This is a genomic window from Pseudoalteromonas sp. DY56-GL79, from assembly GCF_041414765.1.
Taxonomy (GTDB): Bacteria; Pseudomonadota; Gammaproteobacteria; order Enterobacterales; family Alteromonadaceae; genus Pseudoalteromonas; species Pseudoalteromonas piscicida.
Genome location: NZ_JANHZS010000003.1, coordinates 130,268 through 155,970 on the forward strand (window position 1 = coordinate 130,268; position 25,703 = coordinate 155,970).

Here is a 25,703-nt window from a genome sequence, read left to right on the forward strand (position 1 = left end):
CATGTTTTATAGCCAAAGTCAGCAACTTGAATCACATCTTCCGGAAATTGATAAGCACTGGCAAGGCTGCCAAAAAGGCTTTTTTGATACCCCTCATGGTAGGCTATTTTACGCCTACCACATTCCAAAAAAGGCAACCTTCAGCCTGGTATTGGTTAATGGTCGTATTGAATCTGCTCATAAATACAGAGAATTGCTGTGGGAGTTTGCGCAAAACAACATAGCGGTATTTACCTATGACCATCCAGGACAAGGCTACTCGCCGCGATTACTTAAAGACAAGCAAATCGGCTATGTTAGGCGCTTTGAAGATTATGCAGCAACACTGCACTGCTTTATGGATCAAATCGTTGCCAAGCAAAATACCTTGCCACTTTTTATATTGGCGCATTCAATGGGTGGCGCCATTACCTGCGACTATTTATCGTTATTTTCGCCTCACAACATAGAGGGAGTCTATTTATCAGCCCCGATGCTTGGGATCAATACGACTCCCTACCCGGCTTGGTTTGCCGAGGGGCTGGCAGGCGCAGCTTGTTTATTTGGGCTTGGTAAGCATTATGCACTGGGACAGGTGCACTACCACAATAAACCTTTTCAAGATAATGACCTTACTGATTGTCCAATTAGATATGCGCTTTTTAGAGGTTTGTACGATCAATTTCCCGAGCTACAACTCGGTGGTGTCAGCTTTGCTTGGTTATACACGGCGCTACATAAATGCCGCTCGTTTCAAGATATTAAGCTAGATCTGCCAATCCGTATCGCGACAGCCAGTGAAGACAGCATTGTTGATAATCAGGCACAAGTACACTTTGCCGCGCACAGAGACAATGTGACAGTTACAGAGTTTATCGGGAAACATGAACTACTTTGCGAGCAAGATAATACCCGCAAAGCCGTGTTAGATGATTTTTATGCGTTTACAGCCGAGCTACTTAGCGCTAAAGAAACTGGGTCTTGATGGATGAGTACGTCCATCTCACAATCAAACTCTTCTTTAATGCTAGCAACCACCTCATCCGCAACTTGATGCGCTCGCATCAGCGGCATATCGTCATCAAGCTCTAGATGCAGTTGAATAAATTTGATTTTGCCACCTTGCCTGGTACGCAAATCATGTACTCCATAAACGTCCTCATGACTCGACGCAATAAGTATGATCTGTGCTTTTTCTTCGTCTGGCAGCTCTTTATCCATTAAGTGCGCAGCACTTTCCTTGGCAATATCCCAACTGTTATAAAGTAAATACATCGCCACCAAAATACCAAAAATCGGATCGGCGTAACCTACGCCGTAAAAGTTAAGCAATACCGCTAGGAGCACCGCGAGGTTTAATAAAATATCGCCCTTATAATGTAACGAGTCGGCCTTAATGGCGATGGACTGCGTGCGTTTAACGACTTGATACTGCACCGCAACCACCAACAAAGTACAAACTATCGCAAATAAACTCACCCACACACCAAACAATGAATGTGGAATGTGGGTTGGATTGATAATGCGCTCTACACCATGAAAAGCCAATAAACTCGCAGAACCCGCGATAAAGGCCGCTTGTCCAAGCCCAGCTAATGCTTCAGCCTTTCCATGACCAAATCGATGATCATCATCCGCAGGACGCAGTGCGTAGCTCAGTACAAAGAAATTCATTAAAGAGGCGCTAATATCAAGCAGTGAATCAGTTAAAGAGCCGAGCATAGCGGCACTACCTGAAGACAGCCAAGCCCAACACTTAGCAGCGATCATCAATCCCACCATTATGATGGTAAAGACACTCGAAAACCTAACCCAAAATTCATAGTTGCGATCCACTGGCACCTCATTTTTTCATGTTATTTAATCTGACGGAAAGCCTAAACCTCTAATTAGTCGTCAAACCACTCGCAAAATGCCACGGCATCGCGATGCTGTTATATTACAGGGTAATGCTTTGAAATGAAAAACAGATTACGGTTGTATAGTTTTTCACAACAGTCGTACTTTAAAAACTGGGTATACCTTTCACTCTATCAAGCGCAGCACATATAAATATCGACAAGTATCAGCTATACTGCCGGGCAAAATTTAATTGAGGCCTATCATGTTAGATATCGTTTTATACCAACCCGAGATCCCGCCTAATACAGGCAATATTATTCGTTTATGTGCCAATACAGGATATTCACTACACCTGATAGAGCCGCTAGGATTTGAGTGGGATGATAAACGGGTAAGACGTGCCGGCCTTGATTATCATGAATTTAGCGAAGTAGAGCGCCACCCAAACTTTGAAGCATACTTAGCCAAACGAAACCCAAAGCGAGTATTTGCTTGTACAACAAAAGGTACCAAGTACCATCATGAAGTTGCCTATGAGGCTGGTGACTGTCTACTGTTTGGCCCTGAAACTCGTGGTTTGCCAGAAGACATTATTTTTTCATTGCCTGAGCCGCAACGAGTCCGTATTCCAATGCGCCCCGATAGCCGCAGTATGAACCTATCTAATGCTGTTTCCGTTTTTGTCTATGAGTCTTGGCGACAACTTGGATTTGCTGGCGCAAAGTAAAAATAGCTCCTAGCCTCTGCTGCATAGGAGCAAATTTGAGACACAAAAAAGGCGCCTTACGACGCCTTGCTAACTTTAATTTACATTAACTATAGGGATTCTTTTAAATTTCTGCGTGGTGCAAAATCGTACCAACAATATCGCTGAATTTATTTGCCGGTTTCATTGAATTTACTGCACGTCCACAGGCCTTCATCATATCGATTAGGTCAAAATAACCAACTGGATGCTGAGTCACTTCATCAATAACAAGTAAAAACTCAAAGCCACCTTCTTCCATTGTTTTTAGCACATTGCCAACCACAGTTTGGCTAGTTTGTTTTAAGGTGATTTGACGAAGATCTGATAGTGGGATCATGACATCATTGACGTTTAAATCACGTCTTGTACAACCACGTCTTTCTGCAATACTCAACACGTAGCGACTACCAATTCTTGCATTAGAGATCATGCCAACAAGCTTTTCTTTGCTATCAACGACAAAGCTTGCTCTGCGGTGTGTTTTGTCCAGCACTAACGTAGCTTCATCTATGCTACTGTTTTCATCAATATGCTGCATTGGTGCCAAATGTAGATTGTGCATTAGGCAATGTGCTGGCGCTTGCTCTAGGTTGTCAGTGTTACAAGCTGGGAAGTTATTTTCAGCAAGTTCATAATTTGCAACAGGTTGAGTTTTCAATACTGTGTAAGTGTTCATAGATCACCTCTATCTTTAAAATTAATTAAGCACGGAAAAGGACTAAATTAATTTGCGACAGGTGGTGCTCTAATAGACTCGCATACTGAGTTTGAATAAGAATAGGTGGGTTGTGATTGCGCTATGATAAAGCTACTAGCAACCACGAAACGATGAGTTGTTGATACGACGCAATCATCTAAGTCAGGGCTGGAGTTAGAATTGTCTAGGTCGACAACGATAGGCGCGATTGAAAGCGTGGTATCACATTTAGCAGCATCGGCCGTTGACACTGTCAACAGACTCAACATACAAAATGTAATCATCCAACGAACTAACCGCATAGTATTCTCACTTCTACTGCCTTACTTTGAGTGTATGGGCAGTTTCTTGCGTTTACAAGTATTATTTCTAATCTATTTACTAAGCTTCTAAATATACTAAGGTTAATTTTCATACACACTCAGGCACTGTGTGAGCTGAGATGAATTGTTACTAATCTCCTATTTGTAGCCCGCCGTTTAGCGTTATACTAACGCCAACATTTTTGATATGTGCCTTAAATCAAAAGAATTAAACCATACCAATTTTCTTAATTAAGGTGATCTACTTTGAGGCGAGAAAATCTTGTCGATAACCAGGTGAAAATTTTGCTATTTAGTTGTTCTAAATGAGAAATTTTTAACGCAGTTAGCGTCAGATTTGCTCCTTCAAATTGAGTAAGTATTAAGACTAATTGGTATTACAACACGAGGTGTACAGTGCAACTATCACGCGGTATCGAGTACTTTATTGCCGGCTTTTCTTTGATCACCCAAAAAGGGTTAAAACGTTTTGTATTTATTCCTTTAACAATCAATGTACTGCTATTTGGTGCATCACTCTTTTTTCTTTACGACTGGCTGACTCAAGGATTTACTTATCTCAACGGATTATTACCAGATTGGCTCAGTTGGCTGGAATGGCTAATGTGGCCAATTGCTATCTTAGTGATACTTTTCAGTTATAGTATGATTTTCACGGTGATAACCAACTTTATTGCTGCGCCTTTCAATGGCTTACTCTCCGAAAAAGTGGAGCTTTACCTGACCAACCAACACATCAATGATGATAAGCTAATTGATACCATAAAAGATGTGCCGCGAATGTTGGGTAGAGAATGGACCAAACTCTGCTACTACCTTCCACGTGCACTTGGCTTTTTCATCTTACTTTGGATACTGCCTATCGTTGGGCAAATTTTATGGATTATGTTTACGTGTTGGATGTACAGCGTGCAATACAATGATTATCCGTTTGATAACCATAAAATTCATTTCAAGCAAATGAAAGACGATTTGAAGAGCAAACAAGGGCTGTCTTATGGCTTTGGCTTTGCGGTGTTTGTACTGACCTCAATCCCATTTGTTAACCTCATCGTGATGCCCGTTGCCGTTTGTGGCGCCACTAAGTTGTGGGTAGAGAACTATCGTCAGCAATATCGGTAAGATGCTCGTATGACTGACATCTAGCTGTCAAAAACTCATGCTTTACTTACTTTTTTGCAAGTATTCAGCGGAGTCGCTATGCGCCTAACATTAGGCCTTATCTGGTTAACGGTATTTTTAACGGGGTGCCAGGCAACAAAACAGTTTGATGTCGGTACACGGCCTCAATTTTTAGTCTCGCAGCTTCCAGATGGTGAGCTTAAAGAAAAGCTTGCAAGCTGTTTAGATAAACCAATCAAGCGCACACGTTTTTCCATAGGACATCGCGGTGCGCCACTTTTCTATCCTGAGCACACCAAAGAATCATATATAGCCGCCGCAAAAATGGGAGCTGGCACGCTTGAATGTGATGTTACTTTTACGAAAGATAAGACCTTAGTTTGCCGCCATGCACAATGTGACCTCCATGCAACAACCGATATCTTGTTACAGCCTAAGCTTGCTAGCAAGTGTAGACAACCCTTCACACCAGCCAATCCAGACTCCGGTAAACTTGCGTCTGCTCAATGCTGCACCTCAGACATTACCTTAACAGAATTCAAGCAACTAAAAGGAAAAATGGATGGTGTGAATACTCAAGCAACCACAGTAGAAGAGTTTGTCAAAGGCACTCCCAATTGGCGTACAGATCTCTATGCTAGTAAAGGTACATTAATGACCCACAGCGAAAGCATTGCTTTATTTAAGCAACTTGGTGTAAATATGACTCCTGAGTTAAAAGCGCCAGAAGTGCCAATGCCCTTTAATGGGTTAAGCCAAAGTCAGCTCGCGCAAAAAATGTTGGACGAATATACTGAGCACAATGTCCCCCCATCTCAAGTTTTTCCACAATCCTTTTCTTACCAAGATATTCAGTACTGGATAAAACAGGCGCCAGAGTTTGCAAACCATGCCGTATTTCTTGATGGTAGAGAAGCTGGCGAACATTTTGATATTAACAAACCAAGTACTTGGCAACCGTCAATGGAAGACTTAGTCAAAAATAAGGTAAAAATTATCGCCCCACCAATTTGGATGTTAATTAGCGAAGATAAAAATGGCGATATCATTCCATCGCAGTACGCCCTAGCCGCTAAACGTGCAGGATTAAAGATAGTTGCTTGGTCTTTAGAGCGCTCAGGCCCTTTAGCGAACGGCGGCGGTTGGTATTATCAATCTGTAAAAAACGCTGTTAAGCATGATGGCGATATACTTAGGGTGTTGGACATATTGGCAAAACAAGTTGGCGTAGTTGCTGTATTTAGTGACTGGCCTGCGACTACCAGCTTTTACGCCAGCTGCATGGGAATTGAATGATAGGCTAATAAGATTTATGGCTTAGTGTGGGTAAAACCCGCACTAAGCTAAGATTTACAAATGCCAGAAAGCAAAAAGCCTCGCGATTGCGAGGCTTTTTAAAGGATGGTGCCCAGAGGCGGAATCGAACCACCGACACGAGGATTTTCAACCCTTAACGCTTGTGCATCTAACATACTGTTTTTACTACACAAACCCACAAAATATTTCCTATAACTTTCGTCTGGTTTAATATTTATGGTTAATTTAGCTAAAATTACTTTGTTTTTAATAGCTTAGAAGTTTTAGCTAAACATACAATTCTTAATTTAAAAATAATGCCTTTTTTATGACTACTTTTCAATGCTTTGTTTTTTCTTATCATCTGGAGACTTTGGCGTGAGCGGATTCACTTTAGAATAACCTCTACGGTAGACACGCTTAGTCGTTGCAATATTAGCATGCCCAAGTAACTCAAAAGCTTGTGTGAGACTTTCGCAATCGCTAGCAGTCTTAGCTCTAAGATCTCGCTCTTGAAAACGTTGCGACTTCTCCAGCTCCCCACTCGCCATTGCGGCCCGCATTGCTTTGTTCCAAGCACACCTAAGACCTCCATCAGTCAACGGCGCGTCTTTTCGAGAGCTAGCACTTGAGGCAAAAAAGTACCAATGCAAAATCGGAGTTTTATTTTTACGTGTTATGCGGTATCCGTTGATTTGCTTTAATTGATATACAATATCACGCACATAGTCTATGGAAGAAAACAGTAAACGGCTACGTGTTTTGTTAACTTGAATTTTTAGCCCTTCCACTTCATCCCAGTCTTTGCTACTTAATTTCAACATATCTGTTTGGCGTAAACCCGTTGATAGCTTTAGTGCGATATATAACCGCAACCATTCTGGGCAAAATTTTAAGAATATTGTCAGCTCTTCATCAGTCACTAGCCTATCTCGTGGCTGTTCAGGATTGCGTATAATTCTATGAAATGGTGTGTCGTCAATTACGCCCCAACGCACAGCATGAGACATAATGGTGCTCAGTAACGCAAACTCACGATTGCCTCTTACCGGTGCCCCCTCTCGATTTCTAAGATCGAGATATTGATAGGCATGCCTGGCTCTAAGCACTCTCGGGTTCATATGACCAAAACGCTTTATCAAATGCTTTGACGCACTAATATTACTCTTGTGTGTCGACTGTGCCTTAGTGGGTGAAATTTCTTTGAGATAGCGGTCAATCAAGTCATGCATCGTTTGACATTCAAAATTAATTGATGCGTAGGCGTAGTAATTGCGAAAAGCCTCACTCAGCGTTTTATCAAGGCGAATATCTTTCTGACCGCTTGCCCTTAAGTAATAGGTATTCCCTTTTTTATTAAAGATCATACCCTTAGGCAGGTTTGCATTTTCTGCAGAACGTTTTCTTCCCATGACCGCTTACCCCGTGTATAGCTCGTCATCACTAAGCGTAGTCCCACCACGCTTAATTTGACAGCTATCGGCAGCACCCAGCTCTGTTTCAATCGTTTTACGCAAAACTTTGGGCCAGCCAAAGGCATCAAGGGTGAAAGTAACATGCATTGAGATCAGTTGCTCAATTTGCTTCTGGCGCTGCTTACGGCCAGTTAACTCAGCAACTTCAGTTTTAGATAGGAATGTGCTCACGAAATCCTCCTGCGAATAAGTAACCACGACTAACAACTAGCCGTGAATCAGCTTGGGACTCACCTTATTCGCGATAATCAGAATTTCGCTTTTGCTTATTTCTGCTGATTTCCCAATATTTCAGCGTTTTTTACTCTACTTTATGAGTTTTTGGTTTGCAATAGTGCGAATGAAATTAAAAGGGGCGATTTGTAGTATTTGGGCTACTTTGGAATTATTGTTGATTTATTTAGCTATAAAACTCAATATGATACAAAATCAGGTTAGTGGAATTTTTATGAGCAAGGAGCAGCACAACAACTCAGCTGAAGTCACATTAGAGGGAGACGCTGCGCTAGATCTGTGGCTTCAAGGTAAAGATGCTTGGAATGAATGGATAGAGAAGCATTCAATTAGTGATATATCATTTAAAGGGGTGAGATTTTCTTATAAGAGCCTTGAAGGAAAACTCTCTAATAAAAGAGTTGTAAATAAGGACTCCGAGCTTGATCTCATTGATTTTTCAGGCTTTAAGTTTCACAACGTTACTTTTAGTGGCGCACATTTCCACGGAAAAGTCGACTTTTCCTCTGCTGTTTTCCAAGGAAATACAAACTTTAATGAAGCTAGATTTTCCGCATTAGCTACATTTTCAAATTCTGCTTTTGAAGGTCGCTCAAGTTTCGAAAAGGCTAATTTTTTTGATAAAGCAGTGTTCACAAAAGTAAAATGTGAGTCGCATATAAATTTCGAACTAGCTTCGTTCAATGGACCTTTAGATTTTCAAGAAGCACAAGTTTTTGGCCAAGCAGTTTTCAAAAGCTGTAACTTTTCTGGGCATTTAACTTTACTTCACAGCGAGTTTCATTCGCTCTTTTATTTCGCCCATGCTCATATTGGCGGAATGGCTATTTTTTCTCGAGCTACGTTTAGTGGCAGCACTGTTTTTCAGGATTCAAACTTTAAAAGCTCATCTTACTTTTCAGGTACATCTTTTAAACACTATACCGATTTCTCTGCATCAACTTTTCAGGATAATGTAGCATTTGAAAATAGCTCCTTCTATGGGGAAAAAGTTAGCTTTAAAAAGTGTCAGTTCCACGCAACATTTGATTTTCGGCCAGAGGAAACTGCTAATTTAAAATGTCTGGACTTTGAGGGAGCTTCTTTCGACAAGCAATTTACTCTTTCCGGACACTTCAACTGTATCCCAGATCTGAGACAGACCAAGACATCTCACCACATAGACTTGAGTTTATTAACTATCAAACTAAATCGCCATTTTTTAAAAAATACTGGAATGGAAGCAACCGTAGATCAAGTAGATGCAGACCGTTTATGCCGATTAAAAGAAATTGCAGAGTCAAACAAAAATCATGAAAGAGCACTCGCATTTCATGCCGACGAATTACGCGCAAAGCGCTGGCACATATTTAGCCCTTGGCAATCAATTCTAGATGGGTTGTACTCACTCACAAGCAATTATGGGCAAAGTATCATGCGACCGAGCATGTACCTATTAGCTAGTGTCTTTATTTTTGCTTCTGCCACACTTAGCCAAACTAAACAGTCCAGCTATGACATAGCTCAAATGAAAGCAGCTCTTACGATTTCAGTCGCAACCGCCACACCATTTTTAGCAATATCCAAAGAAGCAAGAACCAAGAGCACCGAAGAACTTTTTAATAAAGAACTCCCTGATAACTACTACCTATACAGTTACATACACTCAGGGTCATCTTTCGTTTTTATGTTCTTGATAGGCCTTGGTTTGAGGAACAGGTTTAGAATCTAAACGACTAAAGCCTAATGATTTTTTATTTAAATAGGGAGCATTAGAGATGTTAAATGACAGAGTAGTTGCATATCTTAGTTTGATTTTCGGTGTTGTAGGGTTTGGCTTCGCAGTTTACCAAAGCCATGAAGTAAAAAAGTTGAATGAATATGTACGAGCAAACAATTGGTTCAACTATCAAAGAATGGAAAACGAAAATGGTACAGTTCAAATTGCTAAACAGAGGTATTTAAAACTGTATCGAGATACTATTGATCCAGAGCTACTAAACTTGTTGGCTATGGCCGATGCACATGGACAAGAACTCACTAAAGAGGCCATACGTCAAATCCAAATTTCAGAACCATCTTTTACAATCACTGACTTTAAAAGATGGGAGCAAGAAGGCAAATTAGGCCCAGATAAGATAGAATTATTTAAGCGGTTCGCGATCAACGCTAATATCCCTATAGACTAGTCTAAGCTAGGACGGCTTAGCTACATTAGCTCAGACTTACAAGCCTCACCACTCAGCTCAGTAGTTCTTAATATTTGATAGCTAATTGCGGCGAGGGAGAAATACTAATTGTAGTTCCTCAGCTAACTTGATTGGAAAATTTAGCTCTTCAGATACCAATATCCATTCGAAGCACTTTATAGTTACAGAAGCTAACTCAGGTAAACTAGGGTTAGCTTCTCCAACAGATATATATGGAACCGGCCCTGATATGAAATACGAAAACCAATCACCTATTATTGGTTTAGATACACTTTCAACTACCTTCTTTTTCTCGCTTTTCCTATCTAACTGCCAATGCTTAGACGCATTTGCCACATCTCTCAACACAGCAAATAGTTGCTTACCCAGCTCTGGTAAACGATTCACTTTTTGTCTCTGAATTTTTGTACCTTGACTGGTCACCCAGTCCGCGTATAGATGGTTAGCAGTAAGAACAAAGTTAAAGGTAATATAAGAGTTACTCCAATCTTCTTGTAGTTGCGAATATTCCCATTTTAACTTTTCAAATAGCTCTTCACATGAATGAAGTCCAACCCTCAGGGAAGGGCCGGTATAATTATTTTTTTCAAGCATTGATGCAAACCTCATAAATACAGTATCAACCATAATCCATTGTGGTTCTGTAACATAAAATAGAGACTTATTATCTCAATTTATACTAAGAGAAGCATATGTGATTGGAGGCTTGAATACCTAACATAAATTTATAAGAATTTGAAAACAATGTAACCCTTACCAGTCGCCACTCAACAAAAGAGCTTAAATTATCTATTTTAAGTTTTTCAGTTGGGTCAACTGTCTATCCTTACGTTGAATGATTCTTGCCAACTTTTTTAACTTGTACTGTTGCTCACCATTTACTTTTTCCAGTTCTGTAGAGCGCTGTTTAATAGTACTTACATCATCTAAAAATTGTGCCCATTCGGCGTCAGGAATAAATATACCGTTCACATCGCGATACGTTATTTTTTCTGCCATCTAATTGCTCCTATCATCGACCTAAATATATGACTGTGATCTGCTCTCGGCTGTGGCCAAGTTCATTCGAAACTTGTAATCGCGCTTGTCTATCAACCAGTTTTTGTTCTCGTGTGAGTTGTTTGCTTGTTGGCCCACCGGCAATTGGAGAGCGCCAGCCTGTTAGCTCTAAGTAGCGCTTTTGGGCATACATGTGTCTAAGGCCATGGTTTTTATCTAGTCCTGCTTGACTTGTTTGCCGTTCATACGCTTTGAGTTGTTGAATATAGTTTCGGTCGGGGCGGATCAGCGCGCCTCCACCGACTTGCTTTTGCACTTGTTGAAGTAGATGTCGCTGAGATTCTGTTCTAATAGGAATGACTCTGGGGCGACCGCCTTTTGTCCAGCTGGGTTTTAGCACTAACTGTTCACCTCGAATGGCATAATTAGGTCGAAATTTAATGGCTTCTTCTCTACGTAAGCCAAACTCTCGCTGAAGCCGAAGTGAGAGCTTAACAAGTGGATCGCTGACTTTCTCAAGCTTATTTTGTTCTAGTTCTTTTGCTTTTGACTCGGTAGGTGTGTAGGTTCGCTTTTCCAAATCCAGTGTGATTGCTTGGTTTGCGCCATTGTTGGACTTTGGCAGCATCGAGGCTTTGCCGATTTTTTCTGCCCACCATCTTACATGGCTAAGTCGGTTTTTAATGGTACCAGCAGATAGCCCTTCTCCCTGCCAGCGCTCAACAAGATAGTTTACGTGTTTGGGTTTGAGTGATTGTACTGATTGCAAGCGATATCCGCCCTGTTTAAGCTGAGCAGAGATCTGGACCAGTACTTTTTTACGCTCAGCCTTAACTCCAAAACTGCCGTCTTGGTTTCTGAGCATAAGCCCTTGAAGCTGATATTTTAAATTACTCAATATTTGTTCACTCACCGTGTTTATAAATTCGATTACACGTTACCAACCCAACTAACTATTTGAACCAATATCCAAATGGTAAGTTTTAAATGCCAACTGCACGTTGGAGCGTACAATTTCCGTATAAATACGAATAAAGGCACAACAGTTCAAAATGGCCAAATTAGCCTCGCTTTAGATGCTTCCCGTAATGGGCGTGCATGATAAAGCGCAAATAAAAATGTGCTCAGCACAGGTCTGTTAGGTCATAACATTTCTCCTATTTGGGTTCGTTAGGGATCACTTAATTCTCTGCAAAACGCAGGTAAAAATAGCCAAATTCAAGGCATAAAAGTGCCTAAATCAGATGAACTAATTTGTGAGGTAAAAAGCCCGAAAGCTTGATTTCTAGTTGTGAGTAGATCTCACTGGTATGACAAAGCCAAAGGCTTTATTTCTTGACGCGATGACGCTCGTCTCGCTTTTGCTGGAATCATTTTTAGAGTGTCATAACGCGCATAGAACGTCAACAATTGATTCTCCCCCTCTTTGTTCTTCTTGGTTTGGCGAGGGGTTTAACGCCACGTCACTCCTCTTTGCTTCGCGGAATGACGCGGTGTGCTAAGACCGGATATTAACGCCGTCAATAGGCGTGGGAGCAGGCAGTTCGGAAATCCCACTGACTGGGTTTGTTATGCAGTTTCTTCTTCATCTTTTAGATATTTGTTAATTAATGCATCAAATTTATCACCATCATTGTAGATGTTAGCAAACTTCACTTTTGCAGTAGCTTTATTAGCATCAATATAATTGATAGCGATTGCTTTCATTTCTGGAACTGATGAGAATTTCGAGTCTCGTAATGACTGAGCGCCCCAAGCTCCCCACTCTGCTGCTTGTAGAATATTAGAAATCAGAATAAATGCTTGCTCATCGGTGAGCGACTTAGATAAATAAGCGTCAGCGTCATGGATATTGCGAGATAAGTCATTTGCTGTATTATAGTCAGAAGAACCAGCTTTTTTACAAACCTCCTCAAAATATACTTCCACTACTTTTGAGTATTCCGCCATATGAGCAATAAAATATTTGCTCAGGATATTTTTTCTGAAAAATTCAGTTAGCTGATCTTTGAAATTATCGATCAACATATCCTCACCACAGCCTTCCATGATGGATTTTAAAACTGAAGAAGGGTGAGAAAACCTTGTGTGCTCAAGAGACGACTCAACACTCCCAATTCGCTCCGAAATCACAGACCTTAATCTATCAAAAGTTATTGGATCAAGACCTTGCAAAAGAGCTCCGTTAGCCGATATAAGTCGGAGAATAAGCAATGAGTAATTAGAGTTAGAACACTTCGACTCAATAACGTATTTTTTAACATACGTGGCTGTTAGCTCTTCTTTTAGGTAAGATAACCCTGTTAAAAAGAAGCCTGCGTTACATGCTATATCTACATTCGAACTTAGAGTTTTATCTAGAAACTTGTTTATTAAATATGGAAATGTCTCATGATGTATATTTTTAAGCTCCTTTCTTACAACGCCCGATATCTTACTGATATCTGTTGATGTGAAGAAGTGTTTTTCATCTAAGCGAGAAAGTATTTCATCCACAAGCTGAGTGGTGGTTAAAATCGGTTTGGACAGAAATCTACTTATTGCTTCAAAGACAATAAACCTAGCTTCCTCAGCGGAAGCATGGTGACCTGAAGGGTGAGATGACTTATTTCTTAATACACGAAGTGTATCTAAAAAAGTAGCATCTAGTGCTGGTAATAGTGCATTAGATTTAAGTTGATCAATAACATAACTTTCATAGACATCTTGTGCATTGATCTTATTTTGCGCCTCATCATGTATCTTTTTGGCCTTCTTATTTACTTTTCCAAGCTCCCCAAGCTTCTTAACGATATCATCAAAGAGAGCTATGTAAGTCAATACAATACAGGCTCTGTAAGCGCCAGCCATATAACAAGACATCGCTTCTTTCATATAGTCTTTAACTTGACTGTCTTCAATGCTATTCACTAGCTCTTCCATGTCATGTAGATGTGGCATAAATATCTTTGTCCCATAAATCTAAGGTTGCATAACAACCTGTTTAGGTGTGAGCACGCATAGCAAAAATGCCAAGCGTTGCGAATCACTCTTAAACAGATTGTTAGGTTTAACGTTTCGATAGAAACTTTTTCCTAGCATTAAAAGTTTCTAATGCTTCTATATGAACTATAATTTGATCTTTTAGCTCGTTAATAGACTTTATGTGACCAGGTAGGTTTCTGTCTACTAAAGCGTATCTTTGCTGCCACTCCATATCCTCAACCCCCATGAACATCGTCATTCCAATGTACTGTCTGTCAATCCTAAAAAGCTGAGCTGTCATACAATTGTATTCACCAAAACTTCGATGTATATGCTCAAGTGAGGTGTAAAGAGAGTTGAAATCGTTTGCCGCTTTAGAGTGTATTTTCCAGCCAAGACGATTAACAGATCTATCTAAGTCTTTAATTATATGAAGAAATCCCTTCATCTTTTTAGATTGAGATTCGGAAAAGTCAAGGAAGCTTTCGACTTTACGCTTAACCTCCTCATTGTCTTCCCACTCTTCCGCTGGCTCTAAAAGCTTAAATGGAAAAAAAAAGGACGTATGTATTTAAATCTTGGATAATATCATCACTATACTCCCAAAACTTTTCAAGCTCCGCGTAGACTTTGTTATCTTGTCTATCATCGAACGCGCTTTTCACTTTAACTGCTGCGTAAGCGCCCAACAATGCCAAAATAACGTTAGAACTAGCACTAATCCAATTAACAACATTTGGCTCGGCGATATTTCTCAAACTTAAGTTATTATCTTTACTTATGCTAACAACCTCATTTAACTCTTTGTTTATTATACCATTTAACTCAACTAGTGAGTGAAGTTCTTCATTCAGCATGAATTGTGAATCAGTCAAGTCTTGGATTTTTTCTAACTGTGATTTTTGCTGCCCTGCAATAACTTCTAAACTACTAACCACTTCATCAATAACTGAATCATTATGTGATTTTTCATTTTTTCCCATACTTACCATCTACTGTGTTGCATAGTAAACCTAACAATCTTACTCTACGAGCGACTCGGCCGTTTTTCTACCTTGACGCCTCGAGTTTCTATTGACAGAGTTTTTACCATAACGGCTAACTTATTGCTACAAATAGCTTTCTGCCTTTATAGCTTAAATTGCTTAAGGATAAAAACGGCCAAATCGCTCGTTTTCCTAATCATACTAGAAGCTTTTAAATAAACAGCCAAAATAAAGAAAGCGAAGATCTGCTTTTCGCTCGTCGCGGCTATCTATAACAGCTACTAATGAATTAAGTTGGTAAGTTTCTCATCAGACATGCTCAAAATAACTTGCATCATATAATCATGAATCGCTTCACTTTCATCATCTGATACACCTTTCAACACAGCTCGTTTTGAAACGCACTCGACACCAAATCGCTCAAAGTCAGTTTGACCAACACAAAAAAATACATTTTCACCATTCAGATCATGCTGAAACGTTACTGGCTCAACTCCAAGCTCAATCTTTTCCATTACAACGGCTACCTTTAAAAAACTTAAAAATGATTTTGGCCAAACTACGTTTTGGTAAAAATCTATCTATTTATATTTAAACACTATATTTAAAGGCATCACCAGTTAAAAGTGATAGATCACGAAGTTTGCAGCTTTGAGCACTGATTTAGACTGAACGTCAAACACCTATCACCAATTTACTTACACGGTACTCTCAAGGCGTTGCAAAGAGCGCCTTTAGACTTTCAAGTTGCTTAAATGCGGAATACTCTGACTTTCATTCATCTGGAAAAGCCAACGGAGAAACTGTGTGCTCTATTTTTTGAATTTCAAGCACGACAAAGCCCTGCATCAAGGCAGTTCTAATTTATCTTGGGGAAAGTTTTATTAAGTTATGGGAATATCGCGGTATCGCTCGATTGGTGGTGCTTCACGCTCTTTTTTGGGGATTATCGTTCGGTGCACTTTGGCTTTACTTGCTTTCACTTCACCAAATACAAACTTTGCTACACGATCTACTTGCTCTTTGAGCACAGACAACAAACCAAGTGGCTGCATGGTTTCAATTAAAGACTTTACTGTCATGTATGCCCATCCCAACTTTTTAGAAAGCTGAGAAATGCTTTGTTGGTAGGTATCTCGTTTATTGCGTGTAGATAGTTTGCTAGCTTTGATTTTACTGCTGATCAACGCATGTAGCATCAGCATTTTGTGCTGATGTCGTGAATCATACCGGCTTTTAGAGTCGAATAAATGTAACTGAAGACCATAGAGGGGAAGTGTATTCGCTGCTTGTTGGCCATGAATGATTTGCGTGTAGCTTTGAAGTAGCCGGTAGCCTAGTTGGTGTTTTAAATTAAGCCTCAATGTACGGCTGTAGCCTTTTGTACACTCTTCGAACAACAATGGCTGTTTTTCATCATTTTCAGCGCTTAGAAGCCGACTCAGCGCATTTTTTACCGCGTTGATCGAGTAGCAAAGGTGCTTTGCGATAGATGAAACGCTGGAGTTAAATTTTCCATGTTTAGCGTGATGATAGGCAATATGGCCCAAAACTAATGTCTGGGTATCAGATTTAGTTTCATGCAGCACTTCTAATGAGAAGAAAACTTGCTTCTTTTTGCCTTGGTTACCCAAGTTTTGCTTTGCAATTGGTGCAAATTTATTTTTTTGGTTGTGACTCAACTCATTTTCGACAGGAACGTCGTCAGCAAATTTTTAACTACCTACTAGACACAGGATTACCCTACGGCTAAGATAGCCATATAAACACTTTCGAATGTTTATGAAAGCCGCGTTGGAAACTTAAGTCGCCAAACTTAATCTGAGTTTCTATATCGCGGTTTTTTGCTTTCTGGCGTTCGCTAAATCGCCTCCGTCATGCGCGACGAAGTTATAGATTTTGTAGGAAATGGGTGTTTTTGTAGGAAACTGTATTTTCAAAATGCGCTGTAAGCGAGAGGGGATGGTGCCCAGAGGCGGAATCGAACCACCGACACGAGGATTTTCAATCCTCTGCTCTACCGACTGAGCTATCTGGGCAAATCTTTTTTAGTATCTGAATAACTTACTAACTAAGCTATCCAGAAAACACAGGCTAACGCCTAAATAAAGTGGTGCCGACTATCCGAGTCGAACGGATGACCTACTGATTACAAGTCAGTTGCTCTACCAACTGAGCTAAGTCGGCACACTAAATTATTGGTGCCCAGAGGCGGAATCGAACCACCGACACGAGGATTTTCAATCCTCTGCTCTACCGACTGAGCTATCTGGGCAAATCTTTTTTAGTATCTGAATCCTAAAAGGGATTTTCAATACAACTCCAAGCAGCTCTACCGAATGAGCTATCTGGGCAAATCTTTTTTATTCTCTAAATAACTTAATACTAAGCTACCTAGAAAACACAGGCTTTCGCCTAAATTAAATGGTGCCGACTATCCGAGTCGAACGGATGACCTACTGATTACAAGTCAGTTGCTCTACCAACTGAGCTAAGTCGGCACACTAATTCGTGTACCATGCAGTTTCTGCATGCACCACATTGCTAATGCAATGATTTTAATCTGGTGCCCAGAGGCGGAATCGAACCACCGACACGAGGATTTTCAATCCTCTGCTCTACCGACTGAGCTATCTGGGCGTGCGGCGTATTAAACGGGTTTTGCGGTTCTAAGTCAACCCTTTTTTTAAATACATTTATCGTTTGCACAGTTTTCAGACAAAGCGGTTAAAATACCGCTTTTTCGCTGAAAAAACACTCGACTAGCTATGTTTTACTGTATTTAACGGCTGATATCTATGAAGCAGGCAAACCACTTTAGGCCTACAACAAAGAAAAAGGCACCACTTAAGAGAAATATGTGCTTAAAGGAATAAAATAGAATGGCGATACATATTCTATCTCATTCCTATAGCGAAGCTCGGCAACAAGGTTTATCAATCCTGTTTAGAGATTGTCTTTATGTTGCGCTTCAAATCTTTGTTGCATGACCAGTATCGCTTTTTCTACCGCTTGCTTTGCATTACTCGTATCGCCGTTTGTTACCGCTAATATCGCTATGTTCTTTTCTGGCAACACTAAGTTGTCTAAATAGAAGGTCCCAGTAAAGCCATTGTGATGAAAGCTATTGTTGTTTGGAGTAAGGATCCAGCCTAAGCCATACTCTGGGCTAACCGGTGTAAGCAGTCGCGTATATGAATTAGCACCAATCAAATTATCACCACCTCTGGCGCCCGCGAGATAAGCACGTAAATAGTATGACAGATCGGTCAAGGTCGTACTGACTAACCCAGCAGGTCCAACAACGTTTGGTAGATCGACCCTATCGGCCGGTGTTATTGGATGCCATTGCCCTTCTCGCATCTGATGACCACTCGGCTGTCCTTCTGGATCTCCATAGCTAGCAGGCCCAATTCCAATATTTTCCATTCCAAGAGGAATGAATACTTCTTGCTTCACTAACGCTTCCCATGATTGCCCTGTCACACGCTCCAACATATGGCCTGCAACAACATAACCTGCATTGCTATATAGATAGGTTCCGTGAGTCACTTCTGGTTGCGTCGTTAACGCCTCTTGAGTCCACGCATATCTTTGCTCGACCATGCCACGTTGATCTAAATGCCACTTACCAGAATACATGGAGTCAAGATCACGCTTTAAGCCCGAAGTCATCGAAAGCAGTGCCGTTAATGTAACAGACTCAAATTCAGGGTTAATTTTTCCGATTAACTCAGGAAAAACATCACTCACCCGACTGTCAAATCGAATTAACCCCTGCTCAACCAAGCGAGCAGCTACGGTTGCTGTCATGGATTTACTGAACGAACCAATCGACCACTTATCAAGTTTGGTGACCAGAGCTTGCCCTGTGCTCACTCGCACACCAGCTACATCAAGCTCAATCAACTCATCCCCATAAACGATAAATCCGCCAAGTGCGGGCATAGCAAACTCAGCTCGGATTGCTTCCAGTTGTTCGTTGAGTAGCCCGTCTCCCACCTTGCCATAGCGCGGTGGAGTGACGGCTACGTCTTCGCTAGCGCTATTTTCAATAGTAATAGAATTGTCACTGTTATTACAGCCAGTTAGTAAGGCGCAGCCCAGCAGTGTGATAAGCCAACCAAACGCCAGCCGACTTTGACGTAGAAACATGAGATATCCTTATAAGTATTAGGTTGAACGAATACTACTTTATAAAAACGTTACGTAAAATTTAATTTTTATTAAAGTTTAATGCTTTACACATCGCAGGCGTGGTTAAAATTATCGAGATAACAACCTGATTATTTTAAGATTTAAAACAATCAAGTGTTCTCAGTGTATTGCCACTATTGATTGAAAAACGAGAGGTAAAAACTTGCCGAAGGTGATAGGATTGCTACAACTAATAAGTATAAATAATTCTTTCAGGATTAAGCATGCCAAATAGCGCGAATACCAATGCAAATGGACGGATACTTTTTTTATTTATCGCAATACTGATTGTTGGACTATGTAGCGCCGCAGGTGCTTATCTACTACCAAAGCAAGCTGACGTCCCTACCGCACCAACCGTGAACCTACAACAACAAGCAACAACGGTTGCAACTCCCCTTGCTAAGGTGGTCACACAACACGGTTTTGACAGTGCCAAACAGATCGTATCCGCATTATTAGCATCTAACGAGCATTTGGGCGCCTATTTGTACGTCAATACGGGGATGGGGCAACCAAATCTGGTATTTCAACAAAGTGCAGGAGAGCAAATCATTGCACTGAATCGCGAAGAGTCCTATAACAAAGACACAATGCAGGTTTACCACATGCCACTGCGACTAGATGAGCAAAACGTTGGTGAACTCATTTTGACTTATACCCCCCCCGTTGCTACTACATCATCAGGCGATCCATTCATTGCCTATATACTGCTCGCTGCCGCTATTATTTGCGCCTTGATGATTGTTGTAATTGCGGCTCGTCGGCTTTCTGGCGCATCAAGTAATGATACTGAAGAGCTTATCTCAGAAATCAATCATCTAACGATGGATAAAAACTACAAGTCGACGGTGGGTACTTATTATAGTGGCGGTCTGGCTGAGATTGCTGAAGCAATAAATGCGCTGTTAAAGCAAGTACAATCATCCATAGAGTCCGATCAAGCAACGCAAAATGAGTTAAAACAGCTTCAAGAAAGTCTCGAAACTGAAGTTCAAGCCCGCACGCTGGCGCTAGAAAAAGCGATTTTAAATGCGGAGCGTGCCAGTGATGCTAAAACCACTTTCTTAGCCACCATGAGCCATGAGATCCGCACGCCAATGAACGGCGTCATTGGGACCATTGATTTACTGCGTCAAACCGATCTTGACGGTGCTCAACATCGCCTCACCACGATTATTCGCGACTCGGCTTTCTCTTTACTTGGTATTCTCGATGATATTCTCGACTTTTCTAAAATTGAGGCGGGTAAATTACGCATAGACAATAGTGCTTTCTCGGTGGCTGAAACCACAGAGGAAGTCGCACGTGTGCTTTCATCAGTAGCGAAAAAACGTAAGTTAGACTTACAGCTGTTTATTGCTCCCGACATTCCAACGAATTTAGTTGGTGATACCGTTCGCGTTAGGCAAGTACTTTATAACCTGTGCAGTAATGCCATTAAATTCACGACTACAGATGATTCAATCCAAGGCTATGTAAAAATCTCCGTTGAAGTTGCGCAAAACACCTCGGAGCATTACACCTTACGCTTTACCGTCACTGACAATGGTAAAGGCATGACAAAAGCTCAGTTGAGAGAAATTTTTAATCCGTTTATTCAAGCTGAGGGCTCTATCACCCGAGAGTTTGGCGGTACTGGACTTGGCCTTTCTATTTGTAAAAGTTTAATCGAACTCATGCTAGGTAGTATCCATGTTAACTCGGATATTGGCATGGGAAGCGAGTTTGTCGTGGAATTACCATTTAGTGTTGATGGCAAAGTCAATTACGCAAATAAGCAAATGTTAAACGGCCGCACTGTTGCCCTACTCACCCCAAATAATGAGAGACGCACTATTTTAAATCGCTATCTTTCATTCATGGGTGCGAGCGTGGTTGCTATCGATGAAAGCGAAATAACCGAGAACCAACATGAAGACAAGTTGATCTGGGTGCTAGACGGTTTAGATGGTATGGACAAGGTCAATGAAGAGCTAAGAACCGTAGTTTATTCGCTTGAGAAAAACGAACAGCAGGTTGTTGTCCTAAGTAAAATGGACGAAGCCGCCCTTAATCACAAAAATATTTTCTACCTCAATGCATCACCGTTATGTAAGTCTAGCTTTATGACGGCTATCTTGGTTGCTGCTGGTTTGCATAAACCGAAGGAAATTAAACCGTCACGCACTATCAACGACTTTTTAAGCGTTGATGAAGCAAGAGCAACCAACAAACTGGTGTTGTTAGTTGAAGATAACGTATTAAATCAGCAAGTACTGACCGACCAATTACACCTGTTAGGCTATGGTGTCGAGGTTGCAGAAAACGGTGAGGAAGGCCTAGAGCTTTGGAAAAAAGAGCACTTTCCAATCGTACTGACCGATTTACATATGCCGAAGATGTCGGGCTACGACATGGTCAAACATATTAGAGACTATGTAGAAACCGCAACAGATACCACCGAGCAACCATACATCATTGCCGTGACAGCCAATGCGCTCAAAGGTGAAAGAGAACGTTGTGAGGCTGGTGGCATGAATGACTATATCACCAAACCAGTAGAGTTAAATGTATTAGAGGCAACACTTAATAAGTGTATAGAAAGCTTGCCAAAAGCACAGCAACCGAGACCAAGTGCTGAGCCACCAGCTGCTGTACCAGCGGCCGCTAGCCAAGTGCAGCTGGGATCAGAACAGGAAACAGAGCTAGAGCCTGAAGTTGGTGAAGTTATGGTTGCAGAGCCTGAAGCTATTGAAGCTGAGGCCAGCGAACCTGCTCCAGCTATCAATATGGACATGCTCAACAAGTATGTAAATCATGATGAAGCGAAACGAAATCGCTTTTTCAGAATGTACTTAGAACAAAGTAGTCAGTTAACACGAGACGTAAATGGCGCGGTGATCACGATGAGCCAAGAAGAAATCATTGAAGCTTGTCATCAACTTAAGTCCATCTCTAAAACTATCGGTGCCGAAAAAGTAGCTGAAACAGCCATAGAGTTTGAAACTTTATGTAAGGAAGGCACACTTACCACCGATCAGCTGATCCAGATGCGTGATAAATTGGAGCAAGACTTTTTAGCCGCAACCGAGTTTATCCAACAATATTTGAGTCAAGAAGCCTAATGATGTGGGGGCACAGCCCCTCGCAACTCCTAACACCACAAGGGGCAGGCATTTTCTCAGCAAACGGATTGCAGGGTCGACCTACTCCTACACCTGCAATGAATGGGAAATATCGCGATATTAATGCTCACGCCATTCATTTAGATATCACCGCCATCTAAATGAATGATCCTTCCCTGAATCACTGACCGCATTTTATTCGCTTTCTGACTCCAAACACTTCCCCTATTAATTCTCACTGAGTATACTGACGCACTTTTTTAAATTAGTTAGTCGTTACATACAACAAACGCTAGTTGAAATAGGTACTGGTCACCCGTTCAAAAAAAGTACAGGCATGCCTGAGTTCATACAAGCAAATATCTGATTAAGATGTTTACTTGGTGACTCGATGGGCAATGCCAATCTGCATTGAAAAGTGTTCTATTTACCGCACGTCGTTTCAAACGTTGCATGCTAAGTACATGGCTCATTATTCAGTGTTGATTGAAAAACATTAGATGCAATAACGCATCCTTTATAAAAATGGCCAGATACAACACATTGATTAGATTAGGAAGTACATATGAATTCAGTTCCGAAGGCCGGAGAATTTCTGGGTCACCCTAAAGGCCTCTTCTTATTATTTGGTACCGAAATGTGGGAGCGCTTTGGCTACTACGGTATGCGTGCCATCTTAGTTCTTTATCTTGTAGCACAAGTACAAAATGGTGGCTTCGGTTGGAGTAATGCCGACGCACTAAGTCTTTACGGCACGTTTACGATGGCCGTTTATCTCACCCCACTATTTGGTGGTTGGCTTGCAGATAACGTATTAGGTCAGCGCAAAGCCATCATTATTGGTGGTATTTTAATGGCTGCTGGCCATTTTATTATGGGTATTCCTCACAGCGTTGTGGCAGGACAAGAAGTAAACGTCTTCTACCTGGGCTTGGCTTTACTTTGTTTAGGTAATGGCTTATTCAAGCCTAATATCTCAACGATGGTTGGCGATTTATACCAAGAAGGTGACAAGCGCCGTGACGGTGCATTCACTATCTTCTATATGGGTATCAACTTAGGTGGTGCATTAGGTCCACTTGTTGCGGGTTATGTAGCAGCGGTCGTGAACTGGCAGGCAGGCTTTATCGCAGCAGGTATTGGTATGATCATTTCTGTGGTTATGCAGCTTATCTTAAGCCAGAAATACCTTGGCGATATCGGTAAAGTACCTTCTGCTAAACTTTCTCAACAGATGTCTGACTCACAGACTAAAGAACCGCTTACGAAGAAAGAAAAAGATCGTATCCGTGTTATTTTCACCATGAGTGTTTTCTCAATTATCTTCTGGATGGGTTTCGAGCAGGCTGGTGGTCTGATGAACCTATTCGCAAACGACTATACCAACCGTATGTTTATGGGCTTTGAGATCCCGGCTTCTTGGTTCCAGTCGCTTAACTCTATCTTCATCATTGTATTTGCGCCATTGGTAGCGATGATCTGGTTAAAGCTAGATAACAAAGAGCCGAATTCTCCAGTGAAGTTTGCAATTGGTCTAGTATTCTTAGCACTTGGTTTCTTAACCATGATGCTAGCGCTTGCAACAGAAGGTGGTGAAGCGGGTGGCACACTTCAGATCAGCATGATTTGGTTAGTATTGTTCTACATGTTCCACACACTTGGTGAACTATGTTTATCACCAATCGGTCTTTCTATGGTAAGTAAACTGGCACCGCTACGTTTAGCATCACTGCTAATGGGAATTTGGTTCCTATGTACGGCCGTTGCAAACAAACTTGCTGGCCTTGTTGGCTCTTTCATCGGTGAAGGCCAAGAAGCAATGGAAAACGCGATGAGCATCTTCATTGGTTTAGGCGGCGTAGCCTTGCTATCTGCTGTGTTAATGTATCTATTAAGCAACAAGCTTGTAGATTGGATGCACGGCGCTGAAGGCAAGCACGAACCTCATACGCAAGAGCATTACCTTGCGGAAGAGCTAGAAGTATCCGCTGAGAAGCAATAATATTTGCTGTAAACCACGCTAATTTAGCGTGGTTTACCTCTCCCTCAGGAGCCATACGTAAAGATTTAAATACACTTAGCGTCATTTGTCCTCTCAATTTAGCCGTGTGATAAAAATCCTCCCTTTCATACAATCCATCAACCAGAAACATAAAACCCAAATAAAATCATAGCAATACACAAATGAACTTACAAAATACCCCACAAAGCGCCTTGCTATTTTTAGTCAAAATTTAAGCAAAAATAATTATCGTCACGCCTGTGTCAATTTTGTGTCTTTTACATGGCAATTGTGCAACTAAATTTACAAAGTCTCCTACTGCTATTTACGGCCTCTAACTTCCCCTTTGCAGTAATTTGATTAATCATCCAGTCATAAATACTAACAAGTCACCCAGTGCTTAATACGGGAGTAAAACAATGAGTGAAGTAAATAATCCACTAGGCCTAGTCGGCATCGAGTTTACAGAATATGCAACACCAGACGCTGATTACATGGATAAGGTATTCACTGACTTTGGATTCTCAAAACTAAAGAAATTTAAAGACAAAGATATCGTTTACTACAACCAGCACGATATTCACTTTTTGTTGAATAACGAGCGTGAAGGCTTCTCAGCACAGTTTGCGAAAAGCCACGGCCCGGCAATTTGTTCTATGGGCTGGCGTGTAGAAAATGCGCAAAAGGCGTTTGATACTGCGGTTGAGCGTGGTGCAAAACCTGCGACTGACTCAACACACAAAGACTTACCATACCCAGCGATTTACGGTATTGGCGATAGCCTTATCTATTTCATCGAAAACTTTGGCGATAAAGGGTCAATCTTCGAGCAAGATTTCGTTGACCTAGAAGAGCAAAAAATTGTTGAAGACAAAGGCTTTAAGCGCATCGACCACCTAACGAACAATGTTTACAAAGGGACGATGGAAACTTGGGCTAACTTCTATAAAGACGTATTTGGTTTTACTGAAGTTCGTTACTTTGACATCAAAGGTCAAAAAACGGCGCTGCTTTCTTATGCACTTAAGTCACCATGTGGCACCTTCTCTATTCCAATCAACGAAGGTAAAGACGACAACAACAACCAGATCGATGAGTACTTAGATGAGTACAATGGTCCAGGTGTACAGCATTTAGCATTTTTAACTGACGATTTAGTTGGCTCACTAGATAAACTAGACAAGAGCACCATTGCCACCTTAGATATCGTAGATCACTACTACGACACTATCTTTGACCGTGTGCCTTGGGTTAAAGAAGATAAAGAAAAGATCAAGCAGCACCAAATCCTAGTAGATAGCCAAAGCGAAGACTGCTACCTATTACAGATCTTCACTAAAAACCTGTTTGGCCCAATCTTCATCGAAATGATCCAACGTGTTGACGATGGCGGCTTTGGTGAAGGCAACTTCCAAGCGCTATTCGAGTCAATTGAACGCGACCAAGAGCGCCGTGGTGTAATCTAAACACACACATCAAATTAATAAAGAAGCAGCTAGCGATAGCTGCTTTTTGTGGTTTATCAAATTGCTATTACGACTTG

22 protein-coding genes and 5 tRNA genes are annotated in these 25,703 nt (G+C 41.1%); 9 read left to right on the forward strand and 18 right to left on the reverse strand.

All coding sequences use genetic code 11. The annotated features are described in order from the left end of the window. Position 1 precedes the first annotated feature (1 nt). Positions 2-964, forward strand: coding sequence for an alpha/beta fold hydrolase (locus tag NO992_RS03110; RefSeq protein WP_371374238.1), 963 nt, complete (start codon positions 2-4; stop codon positions 962-964). Here NO992_RS03110 and NO992_RS03115 read toward each other — a convergent pair. Then, complete coding sequence (locus NO992_RS03115; RefSeq protein ID WP_082086207.1) at positions 916-1,761, reverse strand: cation diffusion facilitator family transporter; 846 nt, start codon at positions 1,759-1,761, stop codon at positions 916-918. The genes NO992_RS03110 and NO992_RS03115 overlap by 49 nt on opposite strands. A gap of 322 nt (positions 1,762-2,083) precedes the next feature. Here NO992_RS03115 and trmL point away from each other — a divergent pair, with 322 nt between their 5' ends. Continuing rightward, positions 2,084-2,548, forward strand: coding sequence for a tRNA (uridine(34)/cytosine(34)/5-carboxymethylaminomethyluridine(34)-2'-O)-methyltransferase TrmL (gene trmL, locus NO992_RS03120; protein WP_017216443.1), 465 nt, complete (start codon positions 2,084-2,086; stop codon positions 2,546-2,548). Between the two features lie 103 nt (positions 2,549-2,651). On the opposite strand, the gene NO992_RS03125 is transcribed toward trmL, so the two are convergent. Together NO992_RS03125 and NO992_RS03130 are read right to left on the reverse strand one after the other, a co-directional pair. Further along, the gene (locus NO992_RS03125) at positions 2,652-3,245 is read right to left on the reverse strand and encodes a CBS domain-containing protein (RefSeq protein WP_010606047.1); all 594 of its coding nucleotides are present in this window, start codon (positions 3,243-3,245) and stop codon (positions 2,652-2,654) included. A 47-nt stretch (positions 3,246-3,292) separates the two neighbouring features. Further along, positions 3,293-3,568, reverse strand: coding sequence for a hypothetical protein (locus tag NO992_RS03130; protein ID WP_045987718.1), 276 nt, complete (start codon positions 3,566-3,568; stop codon positions 3,293-3,295). A gap of 417 nt (positions 3,569-3,985) precedes the next feature. Here NO992_RS03130 and cysZ point away from each other — a divergent pair, with 417 nt between their 5' ends. Together cysZ and NO992_RS03140 are read left to right on the forward strand one after the other, a co-directional pair. Continuing rightward, positions 3,986-4,711 carry a sulfate transporter CysZ gene (cysZ, locus tag NO992_RS03135; RefSeq protein ID WP_010372387.1) on the forward strand — a complete coding sequence of 242 codons (726 nt, stop codon included), beginning with the start codon at positions 3,986-3,988 and terminating at the stop codon, positions 4,709-4,711. Positions 4,712-4,789: 78 nt separating this feature from the next. Beyond that, a complete protein-coding gene (locus NO992_RS03140; protein WP_371374244.1) occupies positions 4,790-6,007 on the forward strand; it encodes a glycerophosphodiester phosphodiesterase family protein in 1,218 nt (405 codons plus the stop codon). Positions 6,008-6,339: 332 nt separating this feature from the next. On the opposite strand, the gene NO992_RS03145 is transcribed toward NO992_RS03140, so the two are convergent. Both NO992_RS03145 and NO992_RS03150 read right to left on the reverse strand, forming a co-directional pair. Continuing rightward, positions 6,340-7,419 (reverse strand): tyrosine-type recombinase/integrase, encoded by a 1,080-nt coding sequence (locus NO992_RS03145; protein WP_371374247.1) that lies wholly within the window; start codon positions 7,417-7,419, stop codon positions 6,340-6,342. Positions 7,420-7,425: 6 nt separating this feature from the next. Continuing rightward, positions 7,426-7,653 (reverse strand): DUF4224 domain-containing protein, encoded by a 228-nt coding sequence (locus tag NO992_RS03150; RefSeq protein WP_371374250.1) that lies wholly within the window; start codon positions 7,651-7,653, stop codon positions 7,426-7,428. Between the two features lie 169 nt (positions 7,654-7,822). Here NO992_RS03150 and NO992_RS03155 point away from each other — a divergent pair, with 169 nt between their 5' ends. Both NO992_RS03155 and NO992_RS03160 read left to right on the forward strand, forming a co-directional pair. Beyond that, a complete protein-coding gene (locus tag NO992_RS03155) occupies positions 7,823-9,427 on the forward strand; it encodes a pentapeptide repeat-containing protein (RefSeq protein ID WP_371374252.1) in 1,605 nt (534 codons plus the stop codon). A gap of 46 nt (positions 9,428-9,473) precedes the next feature. Further along, on the forward strand, positions 9,474-9,884 hold the full coding sequence (locus NO992_RS03160; RefSeq protein WP_371374255.1) for a hypothetical protein: 411 nt from the start codon (positions 9,474-9,476) through the stop codon (positions 9,882-9,884). 81 nt (positions 9,885-9,965) lie between these two features. Here NO992_RS03160 and NO992_RS03165 read toward each other — a convergent pair whose 3' ends face one another. The 13 genes from NO992_RS03165 to NO992_RS03225 form a co-directional block, all read right to left on the reverse strand. Beyond that, positions 9,966-10,499, reverse strand: a complete 534-nt coding sequence (locus tag NO992_RS03165) for a hypothetical protein (RefSeq protein ID WP_371374257.1) — start codon at positions 10,497-10,499, stop codon at positions 9,966-9,968. Between the two features lie 195 nt (positions 10,500-10,694). Further along, positions 10,695-10,904 carry a hypothetical protein gene (locus tag NO992_RS03170; RefSeq protein WP_371374259.1) on the reverse strand — a complete coding sequence of 70 codons (210 nt, stop codon included), beginning with the start codon at positions 10,902-10,904 and terminating at the stop codon, positions 10,695-10,697. 13 nt (positions 10,905-10,917) lie between these two features. Next, positions 10,918-11,802 carry a phage integrase N-terminal domain-containing protein gene (locus NO992_RS03175; RefSeq protein WP_371374262.1) on the reverse strand — a complete coding sequence of 295 codons (885 nt, stop codon included), beginning with the start codon at positions 11,800-11,802 and terminating at the stop codon, positions 10,918-10,920. 671 nt (positions 11,803-12,473) lie between these two features. Then, positions 12,474-13,814, reverse strand: a complete 1,341-nt coding sequence (locus tag NO992_RS03180) for a hypothetical protein (RefSeq protein WP_371374265.1) — start codon at positions 13,812-13,814, stop codon at positions 12,474-12,476. Positions 13,815-14,410: 596 nt separating this feature from the next. Continuing rightward, positions 14,411-14,851, reverse strand: a complete 441-nt coding sequence (locus NO992_RS03185; protein ID WP_371374268.1) for a hypothetical protein — start codon at positions 14,849-14,851, stop codon at positions 14,411-14,413. Between the two features lie 284 nt (positions 14,852-15,135). Next, positions 15,136-15,369 (reverse strand): hypothetical protein, encoded by a 234-nt coding sequence (locus NO992_RS03190; RefSeq protein WP_371374271.1) that lies wholly within the window; start codon positions 15,367-15,369, stop codon positions 15,136-15,138. Between the two features lie 369 nt (positions 15,370-15,738). Next, positions 15,739-16,536, reverse strand: a complete 798-nt coding sequence (locus NO992_RS03195; RefSeq protein ID WP_371374274.1) for a hypothetical protein — start codon at positions 16,534-16,536, stop codon at positions 15,739-15,741. A 281-nt stretch (positions 16,537-16,817) separates the two neighbouring features. Continuing rightward, positions 16,818-16,893, reverse strand: a tRNA-Phe gene (locus tag NO992_RS03200). 72 nt (positions 16,894-16,965) lie between these two features. Beyond that, positions 16,966-17,041 (reverse strand) — tRNA-Thr (locus tag NO992_RS03205). A 12-nt stretch (positions 17,042-17,053) separates the two neighbouring features. Continuing rightward, positions 17,054-17,129: transfer RNA gene (locus NO992_RS03210), tRNA-Phe, on the reverse strand. 150 nt (positions 17,130-17,279) lie between these two features. Further along, positions 17,280-17,355: transfer RNA gene (locus tag NO992_RS03215), tRNA-Thr, on the reverse strand. A 63-nt stretch (positions 17,356-17,418) separates the two neighbouring features. Further along, positions 17,419-17,494, reverse strand: a tRNA-Phe gene (locus NO992_RS03220). Positions 17,495-17,800: 306 nt separating this feature from the next. Next, positions 17,801-19,009 (reverse strand): serine hydrolase domain-containing protein, encoded by a 1,209-nt coding sequence (locus NO992_RS03225; RefSeq protein WP_371374277.1) that lies wholly within the window; start codon positions 19,007-19,009, stop codon positions 17,801-17,803. A gap of 266 nt (positions 19,010-19,275) precedes the next feature. On the opposite strand from NO992_RS03225, the gene NO992_RS03230 reads away from it, so the two are divergent. The 3 genes from NO992_RS03230 (at position 19,276) to hppD (ending at position 25,626) form a co-directional block, all read left to right on the forward strand. Beyond that, complete coding sequence (locus NO992_RS03230) at positions 19,276-22,158, forward strand: ATP-binding protein (protein ID WP_371374280.1); 2,883 nt, start codon at positions 19,276-19,278, stop codon at positions 22,156-22,158. Between the two features lie 565 nt (positions 22,159-22,723). Then, complete coding sequence (locus tag NO992_RS03235; RefSeq protein ID WP_017216449.1) at positions 22,724-24,160, forward strand: peptide MFS transporter; 1,437 nt, start codon at positions 22,724-22,726, stop codon at positions 24,158-24,160. A gap of 419 nt (positions 24,161-24,579) precedes the next feature. Beyond that, on the forward strand, positions 24,580-25,626 hold the full coding sequence (hppD, locus tag NO992_RS03240; RefSeq protein ID WP_045987722.1) for a 4-hydroxyphenylpyruvate dioxygenase: 1,047 nt from the start codon (positions 24,580-24,582) through the stop codon (positions 25,624-25,626). Positions 25,627-25,703: the final 77 nt, after the last annotated feature.